Genomic DNA, 16,347 nt, shown 5'->3' on the forward strand with positions numbered 1-16,347 from the left:
CGCAGCCGCCACGGGAACGCCACGATCCCGTACGAGTCCGCGCGCCGAAAAAGCGACGATAACAACCGCCTGCCTGCGTTCTGGCGCTCCGCCGGCCCCGGTGATATCGCGTTCGTAGATAGGACGCGATTGACGCACGGCGTCGCTTGCGGTCTGTAGGGCGGACGGCGTATTGATAGCGCTAACGACAAACGGGAGAGGGTGAGCGATGAAGCGGTGGTCCACGGCCCTGGTCGCAATCGCGCTGTTCCCCGCTCTGGTCGGTGCACGCGCCGCCCCCGATGCCCCGCGCCGCTCCGACTGGATCGCCAGCTGGGGCACCTCGCAAATGGTCGCGGACGGCGACAACGCGCTCCCCGCCATCCCCGCCGAGGGTGTCACCCTGCGCCAGGTCGTGCGCCTGTCCACCGGTGGCCGCCAGGTCAGGGTCCGGCTGTCCAACGCGTTCGGCAAGCAGCCGCTCGTCGTCGCGGCCGCACATCTGGCTCGGCCGCTCGCACTCGGCACGGCGCGCACCGACGCCGGCGTCCTGCTCGCCTTCTCCGGCCGGCCCGGCGCCACGATCCCGGCCGGCGCGGAACTCTACTCCGACCCTGTGACCATGCCCGTCGCACCCGGCGCGGACCTCGCGATCAGCCTCCATCTGCCGGCCGCCCCCACGCCGCAGACCGGCCACCCCGGCTCCCGCGCAAACAGCTTCACCCTCCCCGGCGCGCACGTCGCCGACCCGGTCCTCGCCGGTGCCGCCACGCTCACCCACTGGTACGTCATCGCCGATGTCGAGGTCTCCGATCCCGCCAGCGCGGGCACCGTCGTCACGATCGGCGACTCGATCACCGACGGCTATGGGGTTTTGCCCAACACCAACGCGCGCTGGTCCGACGTCCTGGCCCAGCGGCTGCGCGGCAACGCGTCGACCCGCACGATCGGCGTCGTCAACGCCGGCATCGGCGGCAACCGTGTGCTGCTCGACGGGCTCGGCCCGAACCTCCTCGCGCGGTTCGACCGCGACGTCATCGCCCGCACCGGCGTCCGCTGGGCGATCGTGCTGGAGGGGGTGAACGACCTCGGCGTCCTGACGCGCGAGGCACCCGCCACCCCGGCACAGCATGCCGCGCTCGTCGCCGGCGTCACCGCCGCCTATCGCCAGATGGCCGATCGCGCGCACGCCCACGGCATCCGCCTGATCGGCGGCACGATCACGCCGCTGATGGGCAACGAGTATTACCATCCCGGCCCCGAAACGGAGGCAGACCGCCAGGCGATCAACCGCTTCATCCGCACCTCCGACACGTTCGACGCGGTGATCGATTTCGACCGTATCGTCCGCGATCCGGTGCGTCCCGACCGGCTCGCCCCCGCCTTCGACTCCGGCGACCATCTCCACCCCTCCCCCGCCGGCTACCGCGCGATGGGTGAGGCCGTGCCGCTGACGCTGTTCGCCACATCCGTGTCCGCAACGCGCACCAAGGCATCGCCCCCCAGCATCGCGCTGACCTTCGACGACATCCCCTCGCACGGCCCGCTCCCGCCCGGCGAAACCCGCGTCGGCGTGATCCGCGCGATCACCGCCGCACTGTCCCGCGCCAAGGCACCGGCCTTCGGTTTCCTCAACGCCGCCAGCAACCGCGATGCGGACACGGCGAGCGCCACCGCCGCCTGGCGCGCCGCCGGCCTGCCGCTCGGCAATCACAGCTATTCCCATCCGAACCTCGACGCGGTCGGGCCCGTCAGGTTCGCCGCGGACATCGCGCAGAACGAGGCACCGCTCGCGGCGGCGGCCGGCACCACCGACTGGCACTGGTTCCGCTACCCGTTCCTGTCGGAAGGCGCGACGCCCGCCGTTCGCGACGCGATCCGCACCGACCTTCGCACCCGCGGCTACCGCGCCGCGGCCGTGACGATGAGCTTCGATGACTATGCGTGGAACGCGCCCTACGCCGCCTGCGCCACCCGTCACGACAGCGCCGCGATCGCGAAGCTCGACGCCAGCTTCCTCGCCGGCGCTCGTACGGCGGCACTCTCCGCCCGTGCGCGCGCGCAGACGCAGCTCGGGCGCGACGTGCCCTACGTCCTGTTGATGCACGTCGGTGCGATGGACGCGCGCATGCTGCCACGCCTGCTCGCGCTCTACCGCTCGATGGGGTTCCGCTTCACCACGCTCGCCGCGGCGCAGGCCGATCCTTATTACGCCGCGGCGAACGACCTTTCCCTGCCCGGTCCGACCCTGTCGCTGGCCGGCCCGTCCACCATGCCCCCCGCAAGGCCGCCTGCCGGCCTGTGCACCTGACAACGGAGATCGCTTCAGTGACCCCAATCTTCGACCCCGCCGACGCCCTCGGCACCGAATGGCGCGAAGGCCGCTGGCTCGGCCGTATCGACCGCGGCGACGGCCCCTCGCCCGTGCTCGTCGTGGGCGGCATCGTCCATGACATGTCCCGCGTCGCCCCCACCGTCGCCGAACTGGTCGCCGACGGCCTGCTCGATCACACCGCGGGCGAACCAATCGGCGATCTCGCCAAACTCGGCCTGTCGCCCGACGGCACGCCGCGCCTGCTCAGCCCGATTGATTTCCAGTGCGTCAAGGCGGCCGGCGTCACCTTCGCCGTCTCCGCGCTGGAACGCGTGATCGAGGAACTGGCGCGCGGCGATCCCGGTGCCGCGACCGCGGTCCGCGAACGGCTCGAAACGCGCGTCGGTGGCGGTCTTGCCGCCGTCGTTCCGGGTACCGAAGAAGCCGCCGCGCTCAAGGTTGCGCTGATCGAGGAAGGGCTCTGGTCGCAATATCTCGAGGTCGCGATCGGCCCCGATGCCGAAGTGTTCACCAAGGCCGCGTCGCTCTCGACCGTCGGCTGGGGCAGCGCCGTCGGCGTGCGCTCCGACTCCACCTGGAACAACCCGGAACCGGAGGTCGTGCTGCTGGTCGACCCCACCGGCCGCACGGTCGGCGCGACGCTCGGCAACGACGTCAACCTGCGCGATTTCGAAGGGCGCTCGGCACTCCTGCTCGGTAAGGCGAAGGACAACAACGCCTCCTGCTCGCTCGGCGCGTTCGTCCGGCTGTTCGACGACAGCTTCACGATGGACGACGTCCGCTCCGCCAGCGTCGCGCTGCGGATCGAGGGTGAGGACGGCTATGTCCTCGACGGCGCCAGCGCGATGGACCAGATCAGCCGCGACCCGGAGGAACTGGTCCGTCAGACGATGAGCGAGCATCAATATCCCGACGGCTTCGTCCTGTTTCTCGGCACGCTGTTCGCGCCGACCAAGGACCGTGACGAACCCGGCCGCGGCTTCACGCACAAGGTCGGCGACACCGTCTCGATCGCGTCGCCGCGGCTCGGCCGCTTGCTTAACCCGGTCACCACGTCCAAGGCGGCGCCCGAATGGACGTTCGGCGTCACCGCGCTGGTCCGCAACCTGGCGGCCCGCGGGCTGCTGTCGAAACGCACCTGATGAAAGATCCCATGCCCCAGACCCATCCCGACCCGGCACAGGCCGCCGTCTATCCCTCGCTCCGTGACAAGCGCGTCATCATCACCGGTGGCGCGTCCGGCATCGGTGCCGGCCTGGTCGAAGGCTTCGTCCGGCAGGGCGCGCGCGTTGCGTTCATCGACATCGTCGAGGCGGATGCGGAGGCGCTGATCGCACGGCTTTCGCCCAACGCGGCGCATGTGCCGATCTTCCACCGGCTCGACCTGACCGATCTCGATGCGCTGGCGACCGTCTTCGCCACGATGATCGAGCAGCTGGGCGGCTGCGACGTCTTGCTCAACAACGCCGCGAACGACGATCGTCACACGGTGGCCGAGGTGACGCCCGACTATTGGGATCGCCGCATGAACGTGAACCTGCGCCACGCCTTCTTCGCGTCGCAGGCCGTCGTTCCGGCGATGAAGGCCGCGGGCGGCGCGATCATCAACTTCGGCTCGATCAGCTGGCACCTCGCGTTGCCCGATCTGGTCCTTTACCAGACCGCCAAGGCCGCGATCGAGGGCCTGACGCGCAGCCTCGCCCGCGATCTCGGTCGCGACCAGATCCGCGTCAACTGCATCGTCCCCGGCAACGTCCAGACCCCCCGCCAGGAAAAATGGTACACGCCGGAGGGCGAAGCCGAGATCGTCTCGTCGCAGTGCATGGACGGCCGCATCCAGCCCTACGACATCGCCGCCATGGCCATGTTCCTCGCCTCCGACGACGCCCGCATGTGCACCGCCCACAATTACTGGGTCGACGCTGGCTGGCGCTGATGTGGTGAGCGGTCGGGGATCAAGCCCGGCCGCTGAACGACCAAAACAACGACAGCCGGCGATCCCCATCGCCGGCTGTTTTTGTGTCTACGGTCTGCGACCCTGAGGGCTCGGAACACCGAACAGCTTCGACCCCAAGCCCCTCCCCCCAAACCGTCATGTGGAAAGGTAGGCCGATACGGCCCCGCGTAGTCCCTGCGCTTGAAGAACGCCCCCAACCAATCGCACCCAGGCATAAAAAAAGCGGGGGCACCCACCGGATGCCCCCGCCCCTCGTCGCCTGAAGAGAAAAGCCTCAGCCCTCCATGTCTTCCAGTTCGCGTCCGCGCGTTTCGTTGATCATCGCCTTGACGAAGAAGAACGAGAGCGCCGCGAAGATCGCGTAGCCCGTGTAGGTGACCGCCAGACCCGGCGAGACCGACAGCGCCGGGAAGCTGACCGAAATCGCCGCGTTGGCAATCCACTGCGCGAAACCGGCCACCGCCAAGCCCGACCCGCGGATCTGGTTCGGGAACATCTCGCCCAGCATCACCCACATCACGGGGCCCCAGCTGGCGTTGAAGAAGATGACGTACAGATTGGCCGCGATCAGCGCGATCATGCCCGAATTGCCGGGCAGCGACACCGCGCCATCCGCCCCGGTCACCGCGGTCGAGAAGGCGTAGGCCACCGTCGCCAGCGTCACCGCCATGCCGGCCGAACCGACGAGCAGCAGCGGCTTGCGCCCGATCCGATCGACCGTGCCGATCGTGAAGATGCACGCCGCGATCGACAGGACACCCGACAGGATGTTGATCTGCAGCGCGTTGTCCTCCGTGAACCCGACCGCTTCCCACAACACCGCGCCGTAATAGAACACGACGTTGATGCCGACGAGCTGCTGGAAGATCGCCAGGCCGATACCCGCCCACAGGATGGGACGGATCTTGCCGGTGGTCTTGTCGCGCAGGTCGGACAGCTTCGGCTTGTGGTGATCGGCGGCGAGCGAGTTGCGGATCTCGACGACCTTGCGGTCCGCCTCGGCCTTGCCGAACAGCCGGGTCAGTACCGTGTGCGCCTCGGCGTCGCGGCCCTTGGCGACCAAGAAGCGCGGGCTTTCCGGAATCACGAGCAGCGCGAAGAAGTAGATCGCCGCCGGGATCGCCTGCAGCCAGAACATCCAGCGCCAGGCCGGATAGCCGAGCCAGAAGTCGGCGGTCGACCCGCCGGCATAACGTGCCAGCGCGAAGTTCGCGACGAACGCACCGGTCAGCCCGGTGATGATCATCACCTGCTGCACGCTGGACAGTCGCCCACGGATCGAGGCGGGCGTCACTTCGGAGATGTAGACCGGCGAGATCACGCTGGCCGCACCGACGCCGAGGCCACCGATAATGCGTGCGAAAATGAAGATCGCCGAGCCCGTCGCCGCCCCGGCCAGCAATGCGCTGAACAGGAACAGCCCGGCGGAGATCATCATGACGTTGCGACGGCCGATGCGGTCGGACAGCCGCCCCGCCCCGAACGCGCCGATCGCCGACCCGACCAGGATCGCGCCAACATTGACGCCGATCCCCAACCGTCCGAGCCCGAACGCGGCCTCCAGCCCCTTCTGGGTGCCGTTGATGACCCCCGAGTCATAGCCGAACATGAAACCACCGATCGTCGCCACCGCGACGATCGCGGCAATGAACCCGTGGTTGACCATGCCGCCGTCCCCGGCGAGGCCCCGCGTCGTTTCGCTCATCGTCTCTCTCTCCTCATGCCGGCTTTGCCGACTTCATCGTCCCTGGTCGTCGTAGCGTCAGTGATTGTGGCGCGGCGTACGGGCCGCGATGCCGCGATATTTGACTGCGAAGTCCAATACCCCACCCTCGCTCAATTGCCCGGTCTTTTCGCGATACAATTCTTCCCACGGCGTATTGCTCGCCGGGATCGGCGGGGCGGGCTCACCGCGGCGGCGCGCGATCTCCGCCTCGTCAACCAGCGCGTCGCAACGCCCGGCGGAAAGGTCGATCCGGATGATGTCGCCGGTGTGCAGCCAGGACAGACCGCCGCCGACCGCGCTTTCGGGGCTGGCGTTCAGGATCGACGGGCTGTCCGACGTGCCGGACTGACGACCGTCACCCAGCGTCGGCAACGCCAGGATCCCGCGCTGGATCAGGTGATCCGGCGGCTGCATGTTCACGACCTCGGCCGAACCGGGCCAGCCGATCGGTCCCGCGCCGCGGATCACCAGGATGCAGTTCTCGTCGATATCGAGCGCCGGGTCGTTGATCCGGTGGTGATAATCGTCCGATCCCTCGAACACGATCGCCCGCGCTTCGAACACATTCTCCATGCCGGTCCGCTCGAGATACCGTTCGCGGAACGCCGGCGAGATCACGCTGGTCTTCATGATCGCGACATCGAACAGGTTGCCGGTCAGCACGAGGAACCCGGCCTGCTCCTTCAGCGGGGTGTCGAACGCGCGGATCACCTCGCGGTCGGTCGCGCCGCGGCCCTGGATATTCTCCGCCACCGTCCGGCCAGTCACGGTCGCGCACGCGCCGTCCAGCTTGCCCGCACCGAGCAGTTCAGTCATCACCGCCGGCACGCCGCCCGCGCGGTGGAACCGCTCGCCCAGGAACCGCCCGGCCGGCTGCACGTCCACCAGCAGCGGCAAATCGTAGCCAAACTCGGACCAGTCGGACGCCGCGATCTCGACCCCGGCATGCTTGGCCATCGCGTGGATATGCGGCTGCGCATTGGACGATCCGCCGATCGCGGTGACCACGCGGATCGCGTTCAGGAAGCTTTCGCGCGTCAGGATGTTCGACGGGCGCAGGTCCTCATACGCCATCTCGACGATCCGCCGGCCGGTCTCATACGCATATTGGCCGCGCTCGCGATACGGCGCGGGAATCGCCGCGCACCCGGGCAGCGACAGGCCAAGCGCCTCGGCCACCGCGTTCATCGTCGATGCGGTGCCCATCGTGTTGCAATGCCCCGCCGACGGCGCGCTGTCCGTCGCGCGCTGGAGGAACTCCTCCTCGTCGATCTCGCCCGCCGCCAGCTTGCGCCGCGACCGCCAGATGACGGTACCCGACCCGACCAATTCGCCGTCGTGCCAGCCGTCCAGCATCGGCCCGCCCGACAGCACGATCGCCGGAATATCGACAGTCGATGCCGCCATGATCCCCGACGGCGTCGTCTTGTCGCACCCGGTGGTCAGCACGACCGCGTCGATCGGATAGCCGTACAGCGTCTCGACGAGCCCGAGATAGGCCAGGTTGCGATCGAGCGCCGCGGTCGGCCGCCGGCAATTTTCGAAGATCGGGTGGACCGGGAACTCCATCGCGATCCCGCCCGCGTCGCGGATGCCGTCGCGCACGCGCCGCGCCAGGTCCAGATGGATGCGGTTGCACGGGCTCAGGTCCGACCCGGTCTGCGCGATACCGATGATCGGCCGCCCGGACCGGAGCTCGGCCGGCGTCAGGCCGTAATTCATGAAGCGTTCGAGGTAGAGCGCGGTCATGTCCGACCGCGCCGGGTCCGCGAACCAGTCCCGCGAACGGAAGGGACGAACCGGTTGACGTTGCACTCTTTACTCTCCCGTCCGGCATCGCCCGCATCGGGCCTGCCGTATCGCTGATAACGCTACCAGATACAGGACCATCGTCAAGCGGCGGTCGCTACTGCGACACGCCGACGCGCGGCCGGCGCCGCGGCGGCGCATCCGACTGCCGACGGATCAGCGTGAAGTCGAGCGTGCGGTGCCGCTCCATCACTTCCCCGCCGCGCTGCTGGCGGATGGTAGAGACGAGCAGCGCCACCGCCGCGCGCGACATGTCGGCGATCGGCTGATGGATCGTCGTCAGTTCCGGCCAGATCGCGGTCGACAGCGTCGTATCGTCGAACCCGCACACCGTCAGGTCGCCCGGCACGTCTAGCCCGCGACGATGCGCCGCCGCGACGGTCGCCGCCGCCATGTCGTCGTTGGATGCGAAGATCGCGGTCGGCGGATCGTCCAGCTCCAGCAGCTGCTCCGCCGCGTCCAGCCCCGACCGGTAGGTATAGAGCCCATGCGCGATCAGCTTCTCGTCGAGCGGGATCCGCGACTCCTCGAGCGCGGCCGAATAGCCCTCCAGCCGCCGCGCGCTGGCCGACAGGTTCGGGTTGCCGGTGATGAACCCGATCCGCCTGTGGCCCAGCGCCAGGATGTGCCGCACCATCGTCCGCGCCGCCTCGCGATCGTCGATCCGGATCGCGAGCAGTTCGTCGGCCGGCAGGCCGCTCGCGACCGAAACTGTCGGCACGCCCGCGGCGGACAGCAGGTCGAGGATCGAGTCCGTCTCGCAGAGCGGCGGTGGCAGGATCACGCCGTCGATCCCCCCCTCGATCAAATGGCGCGTCACCTCGATCTCGTGGTCGCCCAGTTCGCATTTCTCGACGATGATCTGCACGTCGCTGCGCGCGGCCTGGTCCAGGCTACCAAGCAGGAACTCGCTCAGGAACCCCGCACTCGGGTTGCTGTACAACAGCCCGATCCGCGTCTGCCCCGCCCCGGCCAGGCTCCGCGCCGCCGGGTTGGGCGCGTAGTTCAGCGCTGAGATCGCCTTGTTGACCTCGTCGCGCGTCACCAACCGGACGTTGTTCACCCCGTTGATGACGCGCGAAACGGTCATCGGCGATACGCCGGCACGCTTCGCCACATCGCTGATTGTCGGGGCGCCGCCTGCGCGGCGGGAGGCTCTTGTCTTACCGGGTCCGTCGAGGCTCATGATGTAGGTTTATCGCAAACGGCCCCCGCGGCAAGAGGGCATCGCTCCGGTCCATTCCGCGCGGTCCCGCTTTGACGCGCCCGTCGTGGCAAGACGGCGCCCCGCCTCGCGCGGAGGCGAGTTGGACTTGCCTCCCCCCGGCATTCGATTATGAGAGCGCTAACCACTTCGCCACCGCCACAGGTCTCGCAGAAGATCGCTTCAGGAAGGATCATGATCATGGGCACCCGCTCTTCCGCCCTCGCCGCCGTGCCGCTGGCACTGCTCGCCTCCGTCGCGCTGGCCCAGGCTCCGACGACGCCGCCGACCCCGGCCGCAACGACCGGCACCGGCACCGGCACACTGAATGTGGGCCCCAACGCGCGCAGCCCAGAGGGCAAGCGGTACCTCTCCGCCCCGCTCGTGACCCAGATCTTCGCCGCGGACCCCTCCGCCCACGTCTTCAACGGCAAGATCTACGTCTACCCCAGCCACGATGTCGACGCGGGCATCCCGGACGACGATCTCGGCAACCAATATGCGATGCACGATTACCGCGTACTCAGCATGGACCGCATCGGCGGCCCGGTCACGATCGGCCCCGTCGCGATCGACGTGAAGGACATCCCCTGGGCCTCCAAGCAAGCCTGGGCGCCCGACGCCGCGTACGAGAACGGCACCTATTTTCTCTTCATGCCCGTGCGCGACAAGCAGGGCATCTTTCGCATCGGCGTGGCTACGTCCAAGTCACCGATGGGTCCGTTCAAGTCCGAGGCCGCCCCGATCCGCGGCAGCTTCTCGATCGATCCGGCGGTGTTCACCGACGACGACGGCAAGAGCTACATGTATTTCGGCGGCATATGGGGCGGCCAGCTCCAGCGCTGGGCGAAGGGCAAGTTCGACCCCAACGCCGGCGACACCGACCTGCGTCAGGACGACAAGCCCGCACTCGCGCCCAAGATGGCGCCGATGACCGCCGACATGAAGCAGTTCGCCGCCCCCCCGCGCGACGTCGTCATCACCGACGAGGCCGGCAAGCCGATCCTCGGTGGCGATCACGACCGGCGCTTCTTCGAGGCGTCCTGGGTCTTCAAGCGCCAGGGCAAATACTACTTCACCTACTCGACCGGCGACACGCACTTCATCGCCTATGCCGTTGGCGACAAGCCGACCGGCCCGTTCCGCTACACCGGACGCATCCTGTCGCCGGTGCAGGGCTGGACCACGCATCACTCGATCATCCAGTTCCAGAACCGCTGGTACCTGTTCTACGCCGACACCCAGCTGTCGAATAAGAACCACCTGCGTTCCGCCAAGGTGACCGAGATGTTCTTCAACGCCGACGGCACCATCCGTCCGATCAGCCCGTTCCAGGACTGATCGCAGCATGTTTCTCGGCATCGATATCGGCACCTCGGGCGTCAAGGCGGTCGTCCTCGACGAAGCCGGCGCGATCGCCGGACAGGGCACCGCCGCCCTGACCGTCCAGCGCCCGCACCCGCTCTGGTCGGAACAGGATCCGGAGGCCTGGTGGCGCGCGACAAGCGCCGCGGTCCTCGCGATCGACCCGGCCGTCCGCCGCGCCGTCCGCGGCGTTGGCCTCGCCGGACAGATGCACGGCGCGACCCTGCTTGGCGCGGACGACCGCCCGCTGCGCCCCGCGATCCTGTGGAACGACGGCCGCAGCGCCGCCGAATGCACCGCGATGGAGGCCGAGGAACCGCGGCTGCGCGATATCTCAGGCAACATCGCGATGCCCGGCTTCACCGCGCCCAAGCTTCGCTGGGTCCGCGATCATGAGCGCGAAACGTTCGACAAGATCGCGACGGTGCTGCTGCCCAAGGACTATGTCCGGTTGCGCATGACGGGCGACAAGGCGTCGGACATGTCCGATTCCGCCGGCACGCTCTGGCTCGACGTGGCCAAGCGTAACTGGAGCCCCGAACTGCTCGCCACCAGCGGGCTGGACGAAAGCGCGATGCCGCGGCTTTACGAGGGGTCGGAAATCACCGGCACGCTCGGCGCCGACGTCGCCGAAGCCTGGGGCATGCCACGCGTGCCCGTCGCCGCGGGCGGCAGCGACAATGCCGCGGGCGCGGTCGGCGTCGGCGTCGTGGCGGATGGCGATGCGCTGCTCTCGCTCGGCACGTCGGGCGTCATCTTCGTCGCCACCGCGGACTTCCGCCCCAACCCGGCACGCGCCGTCCACGCCTTCTGCCACGCGCTGCCCAACATGTGGCACCAGATGGCGGTCCACCTCTCCGCCGCTTCCTGCATCGACTGGGTCGCGCGGATCACCGGCGCGAGCGGTGCCGCCGAACTCTTCGCGCGTGCCGAAACCGCAGGTCCCGCGAGCGGCCCAGAGCTGTTCCTGCCCTACCTGTCCGGCGAGCGGACCCCGCACAACGACGCAAAGGTCCGCGGCGCGTTCCTCCGGCTCGACAACGATACCGACGCCGCCCGCCTGTCGCAGGCCGTGCTCGAAGGCGTCGCGTTCGCGCTGGCCGACGGGCTCGACGTGCTGCGCGAAGCCGGCACGACGGTCGAACGGCTATCCGTCATCGGCGGTGGCGCGCGATCCAGCTACTGGGGTCGCGTGCTCGCCGCGGCGATGGGCGTCGAACTCGTCTACCTTCAGGGTGGCGAGGTTGGCCCTGCACTCGGCGCGGCCCGGCTGGCGCAGCTCGCGGTCGACGGCGGCGACGTCGCCAGCGTCTGCACCGCGCCGCCCGTCGCCCGCACGCAGGCGCCCGACGCCGCGCTCATGGATGCCCTTGCGGAGAAGAAGGCTGCGTTCCGCGCGGCCTATTCCCGTATCACCCCCCTCGAAACCGACGGCAGGAACCACTGATGTCAGATTTCTTCAACGCCATTCCCCAAATCAAGTTCGAAGGCCCCGAAAGCCAGAACGAACTCGCCTACCGCTTCTACGACAAGGACCGGATGGTCCTCGGCAAGAGCATGGAGGATCATCTCCGCTTCGCCGCCTGCTTCTGGCACACCTTCTGCTGGCCGGGGTCCGACGTGTTCGGCGGCGGCACGTTCGATCGCCCGTGGCACCGCGGCCCGCATGACAGCGCCGCCGCCGCAATGAAGCGCGAGGTCGCGTTCGAATTCTTCCAGAAGCTCGACGTGCCGTATTACTGCTTCCACGACGCCGACGTGATGGCCGACGCCGACAACCTGACCGACCATCGCCGCTTCTTCGCCGAGGCTGTCGATCATCTCGAACAGCTCCAGGCATCGTCCGGCCGCAAGCTCCTCTGGGGCACCGCCAACCTGTTCAGCCACCCGCGCTTCGCCGCCGGCGGCGCGACGAACCCCGATCCGGAAGTGTTCGCGTTCGGCGCGGTCCAGGTCCGCGACGCGCTCGAGGCGACGCATCGTCTCGGCGGCGCGAACTACGTCCTGTGGGGCGGTCGCGAGGGTTACGAGACGCTCCTCAACACCGATCTCAAGCGCGAACTCGACAATCTCGGCCGCTTCCTCAGCCTGGTCGTCGAGCACAAGCACAAGATCGGGTTCAAGGGCACGATCCTGATCGAGCCGAAGCCGATGGAGCCGACCAAGCACCAGTACGACTTCGACACCGCCACGGTGTACGGTTTCCTGAAGCGCTACGGTCTCGAAAACGAGGTGAAGGTGAACATCGAGGCGAACCACGCCACGCTGGCCAGCCACACGTTCGAACACGAGATCGCGACGGCCGCGGCACTCAGCATCTTCGGCTCGATCGACGCCAACCGCGGCGATCCGCAGAATGGTTGGGATACCGACCAGTTCCCGAACTCGGTCGAGGAACTGACGCTCGCCAATCTGGAGATCATCCGCGCAGGCGGCTTCACCACCGGCGGGTTCAACTTCGACTCTAAGGTCCGCCGCCAGTCGATGGACCCGGCCGATCTGTTCCACGGCCATGTCGGCGGCATCGACGTCGTCGCCAAGGGCCTGCTGAACGCCGCCGCGCTGATCGAGGACGGTCGCCTCGACCAGTTCAAGACGGAACGCTACGCCGGCTGGAACGGTGAATTCGGCGAAGCCATCGCCACCCGCGACCTCGCCGGCATCGCCGACCTCGCCATCGAACGCAACATCGCCCCCCAGCCCCGCTCGGGCGGCCAGGAGCGCCTCGAAAACCTGATCAACCGCTTCCTGTAAGCGGCATCACTCCCGGCCGGGCACCTCCCGGCCGTCATGACGGGCCCGGCACGCATAAGCGAGCCGGGCCCGTTTTGTTTGTTACGCGTTCTCACGCACCGAACGGCAGCGTATTGCGCGGTCCCAGGGTAGGATGATTTTACCCGGTCACCCGCCCCACCCCGTTCAGTTCGAGCCTGTCGAGAACCCCGCGCGGCGTTCTCGACAGGCTCGAACCAAACGGGGGTGGGGTGGAAACAAACAAGAGCTGTTATGCTTCAGGGCGACACTGGCCTATCGTTACTGGGCGATAGCCAAGCTCGCATATAACGTGCCTCAACCCACAACGCCGACGCACGAACACCGACACGCCCATCCCGAGCGAAGTTGAGGGCCCCTTCGAGCGAAGTCGAAAAGCCGACAGCACCCCTGGGCTGACCTCCGGAGAAAGTGCTTCACCGTCGCTCAGCATGGAGGGTTTGAGCGGCCCGTTCATCGTGAGCAGGGCTGTCAGCCTGTCGGCCCACCCCCAACCGTTCGTCCTGAGTAGGGACTGAGCGAAGTCGAAGACCCGTATCGAAGGATCAGCCCCGCCCGCGAGGCCGTGCTTCGATACGAGCCCTCGTTACGCGCCAAACGGCGCTACTCGGTCTCTACTCAGCACGGGGGTTGGTCTTTCAACCACCCCTCACCGACAATCCACCAACCCCCCGGAAGCCGACCCGAACTGCACCCGCGACACGGTCACCGTCAGCGCCCCCGCCGTGGTCATCACGAACGGCTGCCGCACCTTCGCCAGATCCGCGCCCACCAGACAGCGCAACGGCACCGCCACCTGCCCCCAGCCACCGGCCTTGGCGATCGCGCGCAGCCGATTCGTCACGTTCCGCCCACCCAGCGTCACCGGACCCGCAGGCCCCGCATCCACCTTCACGTCCACGATCAGCGCGACGTCGCCATTCGCCTCGCGCGTCAGGTCGACCGGATCGCCGTCAAGCACCGCGCTCGCCGCACCGCGCCCGGTCCATGCGATCTGCACCGCATCCTCCTGCGCCACGCGGTCCGCCGCGCGCTGGCTGATCAGTTCCGGCCCCGGATTGGCGGCCAGCGTGGTGCCGGACCCGAGCAGCAACCGCCGCCCGTTGGTCACCTTGCCCCGCGCGAACAGCAGGTTGCGATTGCCCCCTGCCCCAGCGCGGACCTCGGACAACGGCCCCAGCGCCCCCTTGTCACGCGCCGTCAGCCCATATCCATAAGCAAACAGCGGCGCATAATTCGCATCGCCCACGTTGAGCGGCGTCTGGTCCGAGCGCGCCGGCCAGCTATAGGGCAACTTGCCCCGGAACGGCTTCGCCCCGAACAGCACGTCCGCGACGCCCGCCCCCTCGGACCCCGGCAGCCACGCCGCGACGAACGCGTCGGACGCATTCAGATACGGGTTCACCCACAGCGGCCGGCCCGACAGGAACACCGCCACCACCGGGATACCCGCCGCGCGCAGGCGCTGCATCGTCGCCAGATTGTCGGCCGTATCGTCGAACGCCACGTCGGGCTTGTCGCCCTGGAACTCCGCATAGGGCGTCTCGCCGAACACCACGATCGCCGCATCGGGCTTCGTCTCGTACTTGCCGTCGACGGACAAAGTCGCCGTCCCGCGCGCATCCTGCACCTGCGCCGCGATCCCGCGCCAGATGCTCGTCGCGTTCGGAAAATCGGTCGGCTTCGTACCCGTCCCCTGCCACGACAGCGTCCAACCGCCCGCCTGCCGCGCGACATCGTCCGCCGCGTCGCCCGCCACCAGGATGCGCATCCCCGGCTTCAACGGCAGCACCGACCCGCTATTCTTCAGCAGCACCAGTGATTCCGCCACCGCCGCCCGCGCCACCGCGCGGTGGGCCGGCGCGCCTAGCAAGGCGTAACGCCCCGCCAGCGGCCGCGCCGACGGCTTGACCGTATCGAAAATCCCCGCCCGATATTTCACGCGCAGCAACCGCCGGACTGCATCGTCCAGCTGGTTCATCGGGATCGTCCCGGCCTTCACCCCCGCCAGCGTGGACTCCCAGATCCCCTTCCAGCTGTCCGGCGCCATATACACGTCCAGCCCGGCGGCCAGCGCCTGCGGACAGCGCGTGTTGGTGCACCCCTCGACCTGCCCATGGGCGTTCCAGTCGCCCACCACGAACCCGTCGAAGCCCATCCGCTCCTTAAGCACACCGGTCAGCAGGCTGCGATTGCCCGTCATCTTCACGCCGTTCCAGCTCGAGAAGCTGGCCATCACCGACTGCACGCCGGCCTTCAGCGCGGCATAATATGGCGGCGCGAACAGCGATCGCAGCTGCGCCTCGCTCATCTGCGCATCGCCCTGATCCTTGCCGCCGGCCGTCCCGCCGTCACCCAGGAAATGCTTGGCGGTTGCGATGATATGCGGCCCCTTCAACCAGTCTCGGTCGCCGATCTTGCCCTGCAACCCCTCGACCAGCGGCCCGGCATAGCCCGTCGCGATCTCCGCCGTCTCGCCGAACCCTTCATAGGTCCGTCCCCAGCGATCGTCGCGCACCACCGCGATGGTCGGCGCGAACGTCCAGTCGATGCCCGTCACGCGCATCTCGATCGCGGTGATCGCGCCGATCTGCCGCATGATCGCCGGGTCGCGCATCGCGCCCAGCCCGATATTGTGCGGAAACAGCGTCGCGCCGACCACGTTCGAATGGCCATGCACCGCATCGATCCCCCAGATCGACGGAATCCGCGGCAGCTTCGGATCGTCGCTGATCGACGCATCCCAATAGTCGTCGGCCAGCTTCAGCCAGTCCGCCGCAGGCGCATTGTACCGCCCGCCCGGATCGGAATTGCCGCCGTTGAATACCGACCCGAGATGATATTTCTTCAGGTCCGCCGGCGTGGTCGACGCGATGTCGCCCTGCACCACCTGGCCGACCTTCTGCTCCAGCGACATCCGCGCCATCAGCGCGGTGATCTTCGCCTCCATCGCGGGATCGAGCGCGATCGGCGACGCCTGCGCCGGCCACTCCGCCGAATGGGCCACGCCTGCCGGGCCCTGTGCCGAAGCCGCGCCCGCCGCGACCACGCCGCACAAGGCCGCGACCCCGACCGCAGTCCGCATCGGACGCAACGTTACCGTGCGCTTCAAGATCTTCCCCATGTCACCCTACCCCTGGCGTATCGTTATCGTTGTTAGACAGACCGCCGCCCACTGCTGATACCAAGGCTAGCACGCC

10 protein-coding genes are annotated in these 16,347 nt (G+C 68.2%); 6 read left to right on the plus strand and 4 right to left on the minus strand.

Annotation, left to right across the window (positions count from 1 at the left end; translation table 11 throughout):
* The first annotated feature begins 208 nt into the window (after window positions 1-208).
* Genes IEX50_RS06390 through xylB (IEX50_RS06400) form a run of 3 tightly spaced genes read left to right on the plus strand, consistent with a single transcriptional unit; the run spans window position 209 to window position 4,250 of the window.
* Window positions 209-2,290: a GDSL-type esterase/lipase family protein gene (locus IEX50_RS06390; protein ID WP_157175131.1), complete on the plus strand. Its 2,082-nt coding sequence runs from the start codon at window positions 209-211 to the stop codon at window positions 2,288-2,290.
* Between the two features lie 26 nt (window positions 2,291-2,316).
* Window positions 2,317-3,456: a fumarylacetoacetate hydrolase family protein gene (locus tag IEX50_RS06395; RefSeq protein WP_184075050.1), complete on the plus strand. Its 1,140-nt coding sequence runs from the start codon at window positions 2,317-2,319 to the stop codon at window positions 3,454-3,456.
* Window positions 3,457-3,467: 11 nt separating this feature from the next.
* Window positions 3,468-4,250 carry a D-xylose 1-dehydrogenase gene (gene xylB / locus IEX50_RS06400; RefSeq protein WP_157175129.1) on the plus strand — a complete coding sequence of 261 codons (783 nt, stop codon included), beginning with the start codon at window positions 3,468-3,470 and terminating at the stop codon, window positions 4,248-4,250.
* A gap of 295 nt (window positions 4,251-4,545) precedes the next feature.
* On the opposite strand, the gene IEX50_RS06405 is transcribed toward xylB (IEX50_RS06400), so the two are convergent.
* The 3 genes from IEX50_RS06405 to IEX50_RS06415 form a co-directional block, all read right to left on the minus strand.
* Window positions 4,546-5,976: a sugar porter family MFS transporter gene (locus IEX50_RS06405; protein ID WP_157175128.1), complete on the minus strand. Its 1,431-nt coding sequence runs from the start codon at window positions 5,974-5,976 to the stop codon at window positions 4,546-4,548.
* 57 nt (window positions 5,977-6,033) lie between these two features.
* Window positions 6,034-7,812 carry an IlvD/Edd family dehydratase gene (locus tag IEX50_RS06410; RefSeq protein WP_157175127.1) on the minus strand — a complete coding sequence of 593 codons (1,779 nt, stop codon included), beginning with the start codon at window positions 7,810-7,812 and terminating at the stop codon, window positions 6,034-6,036.
* A gap of 91 nt (window positions 7,813-7,903) precedes the next feature.
* Window positions 7,904-8,992, minus strand: coding sequence for a LacI family DNA-binding transcriptional regulator (locus IEX50_RS06415; protein WP_157175126.1), 1,089 nt, complete (start codon window positions 8,990-8,992; stop codon window positions 7,904-7,906).
* A 219-nt stretch (window positions 8,993-9,211) separates the two neighbouring features.
* Between IEX50_RS06415 and IEX50_RS06420 the strand changes: the two genes are divergently transcribed.
* The 3 genes from IEX50_RS06420 to xylA are packed head-to-tail and all read left to right on the plus strand — an operon-like array spanning window position 9,212 to window position 13,129.
* On the plus strand, window positions 9,212-10,351 hold the full coding sequence (locus tag IEX50_RS06420; RefSeq protein ID WP_157175125.1) for a glycoside hydrolase family 43 protein: 1,140 nt from the start codon (window positions 9,212-9,214) through the stop codon (window positions 10,349-10,351).
* A 7-nt stretch (window positions 10,352-10,358) separates the two neighbouring features.
* Window positions 10,359-11,822: a xylulokinase gene (xylB, locus tag IEX50_RS06425; protein ID WP_157175124.1), complete on the plus strand. Its 1,464-nt coding sequence runs from the start codon at window positions 10,359-10,361 to the stop codon at window positions 11,820-11,822.
* Window positions 11,819-13,129, plus strand: a complete 1,311-nt coding sequence (gene xylA / locus IEX50_RS06430) for a xylose isomerase (protein WP_157175836.1) — start codon at window positions 11,819-11,821, stop codon at window positions 13,127-13,129. The genes xylB (IEX50_RS06425) and xylA overlap by 4 nt, the downstream gene beginning before the upstream one ends.
* Window positions 13,130-13,796: 667 nt before the next feature.
* On the opposite strand, the gene IEX50_RS06435 is transcribed toward xylA, so the two are convergent.
* Window positions 13,797-16,271, minus strand: a complete 2,475-nt coding sequence (locus tag IEX50_RS06435; protein WP_157175123.1) for a glycoside hydrolase family 3 protein — start codon at window positions 16,269-16,271, stop codon at window positions 13,797-13,799.
* Window positions 16,272-16,347 lie beyond the last annotated feature (76 nt).

This window comes from Sphingomonas prati, from assembly GCF_014643515.1.
GTDB lineage: Bacteria > Pseudomonadota > Alphaproteobacteria > Sphingomonadales > Sphingomonadaceae > Sphingomonas_R > Sphingomonas_R prati.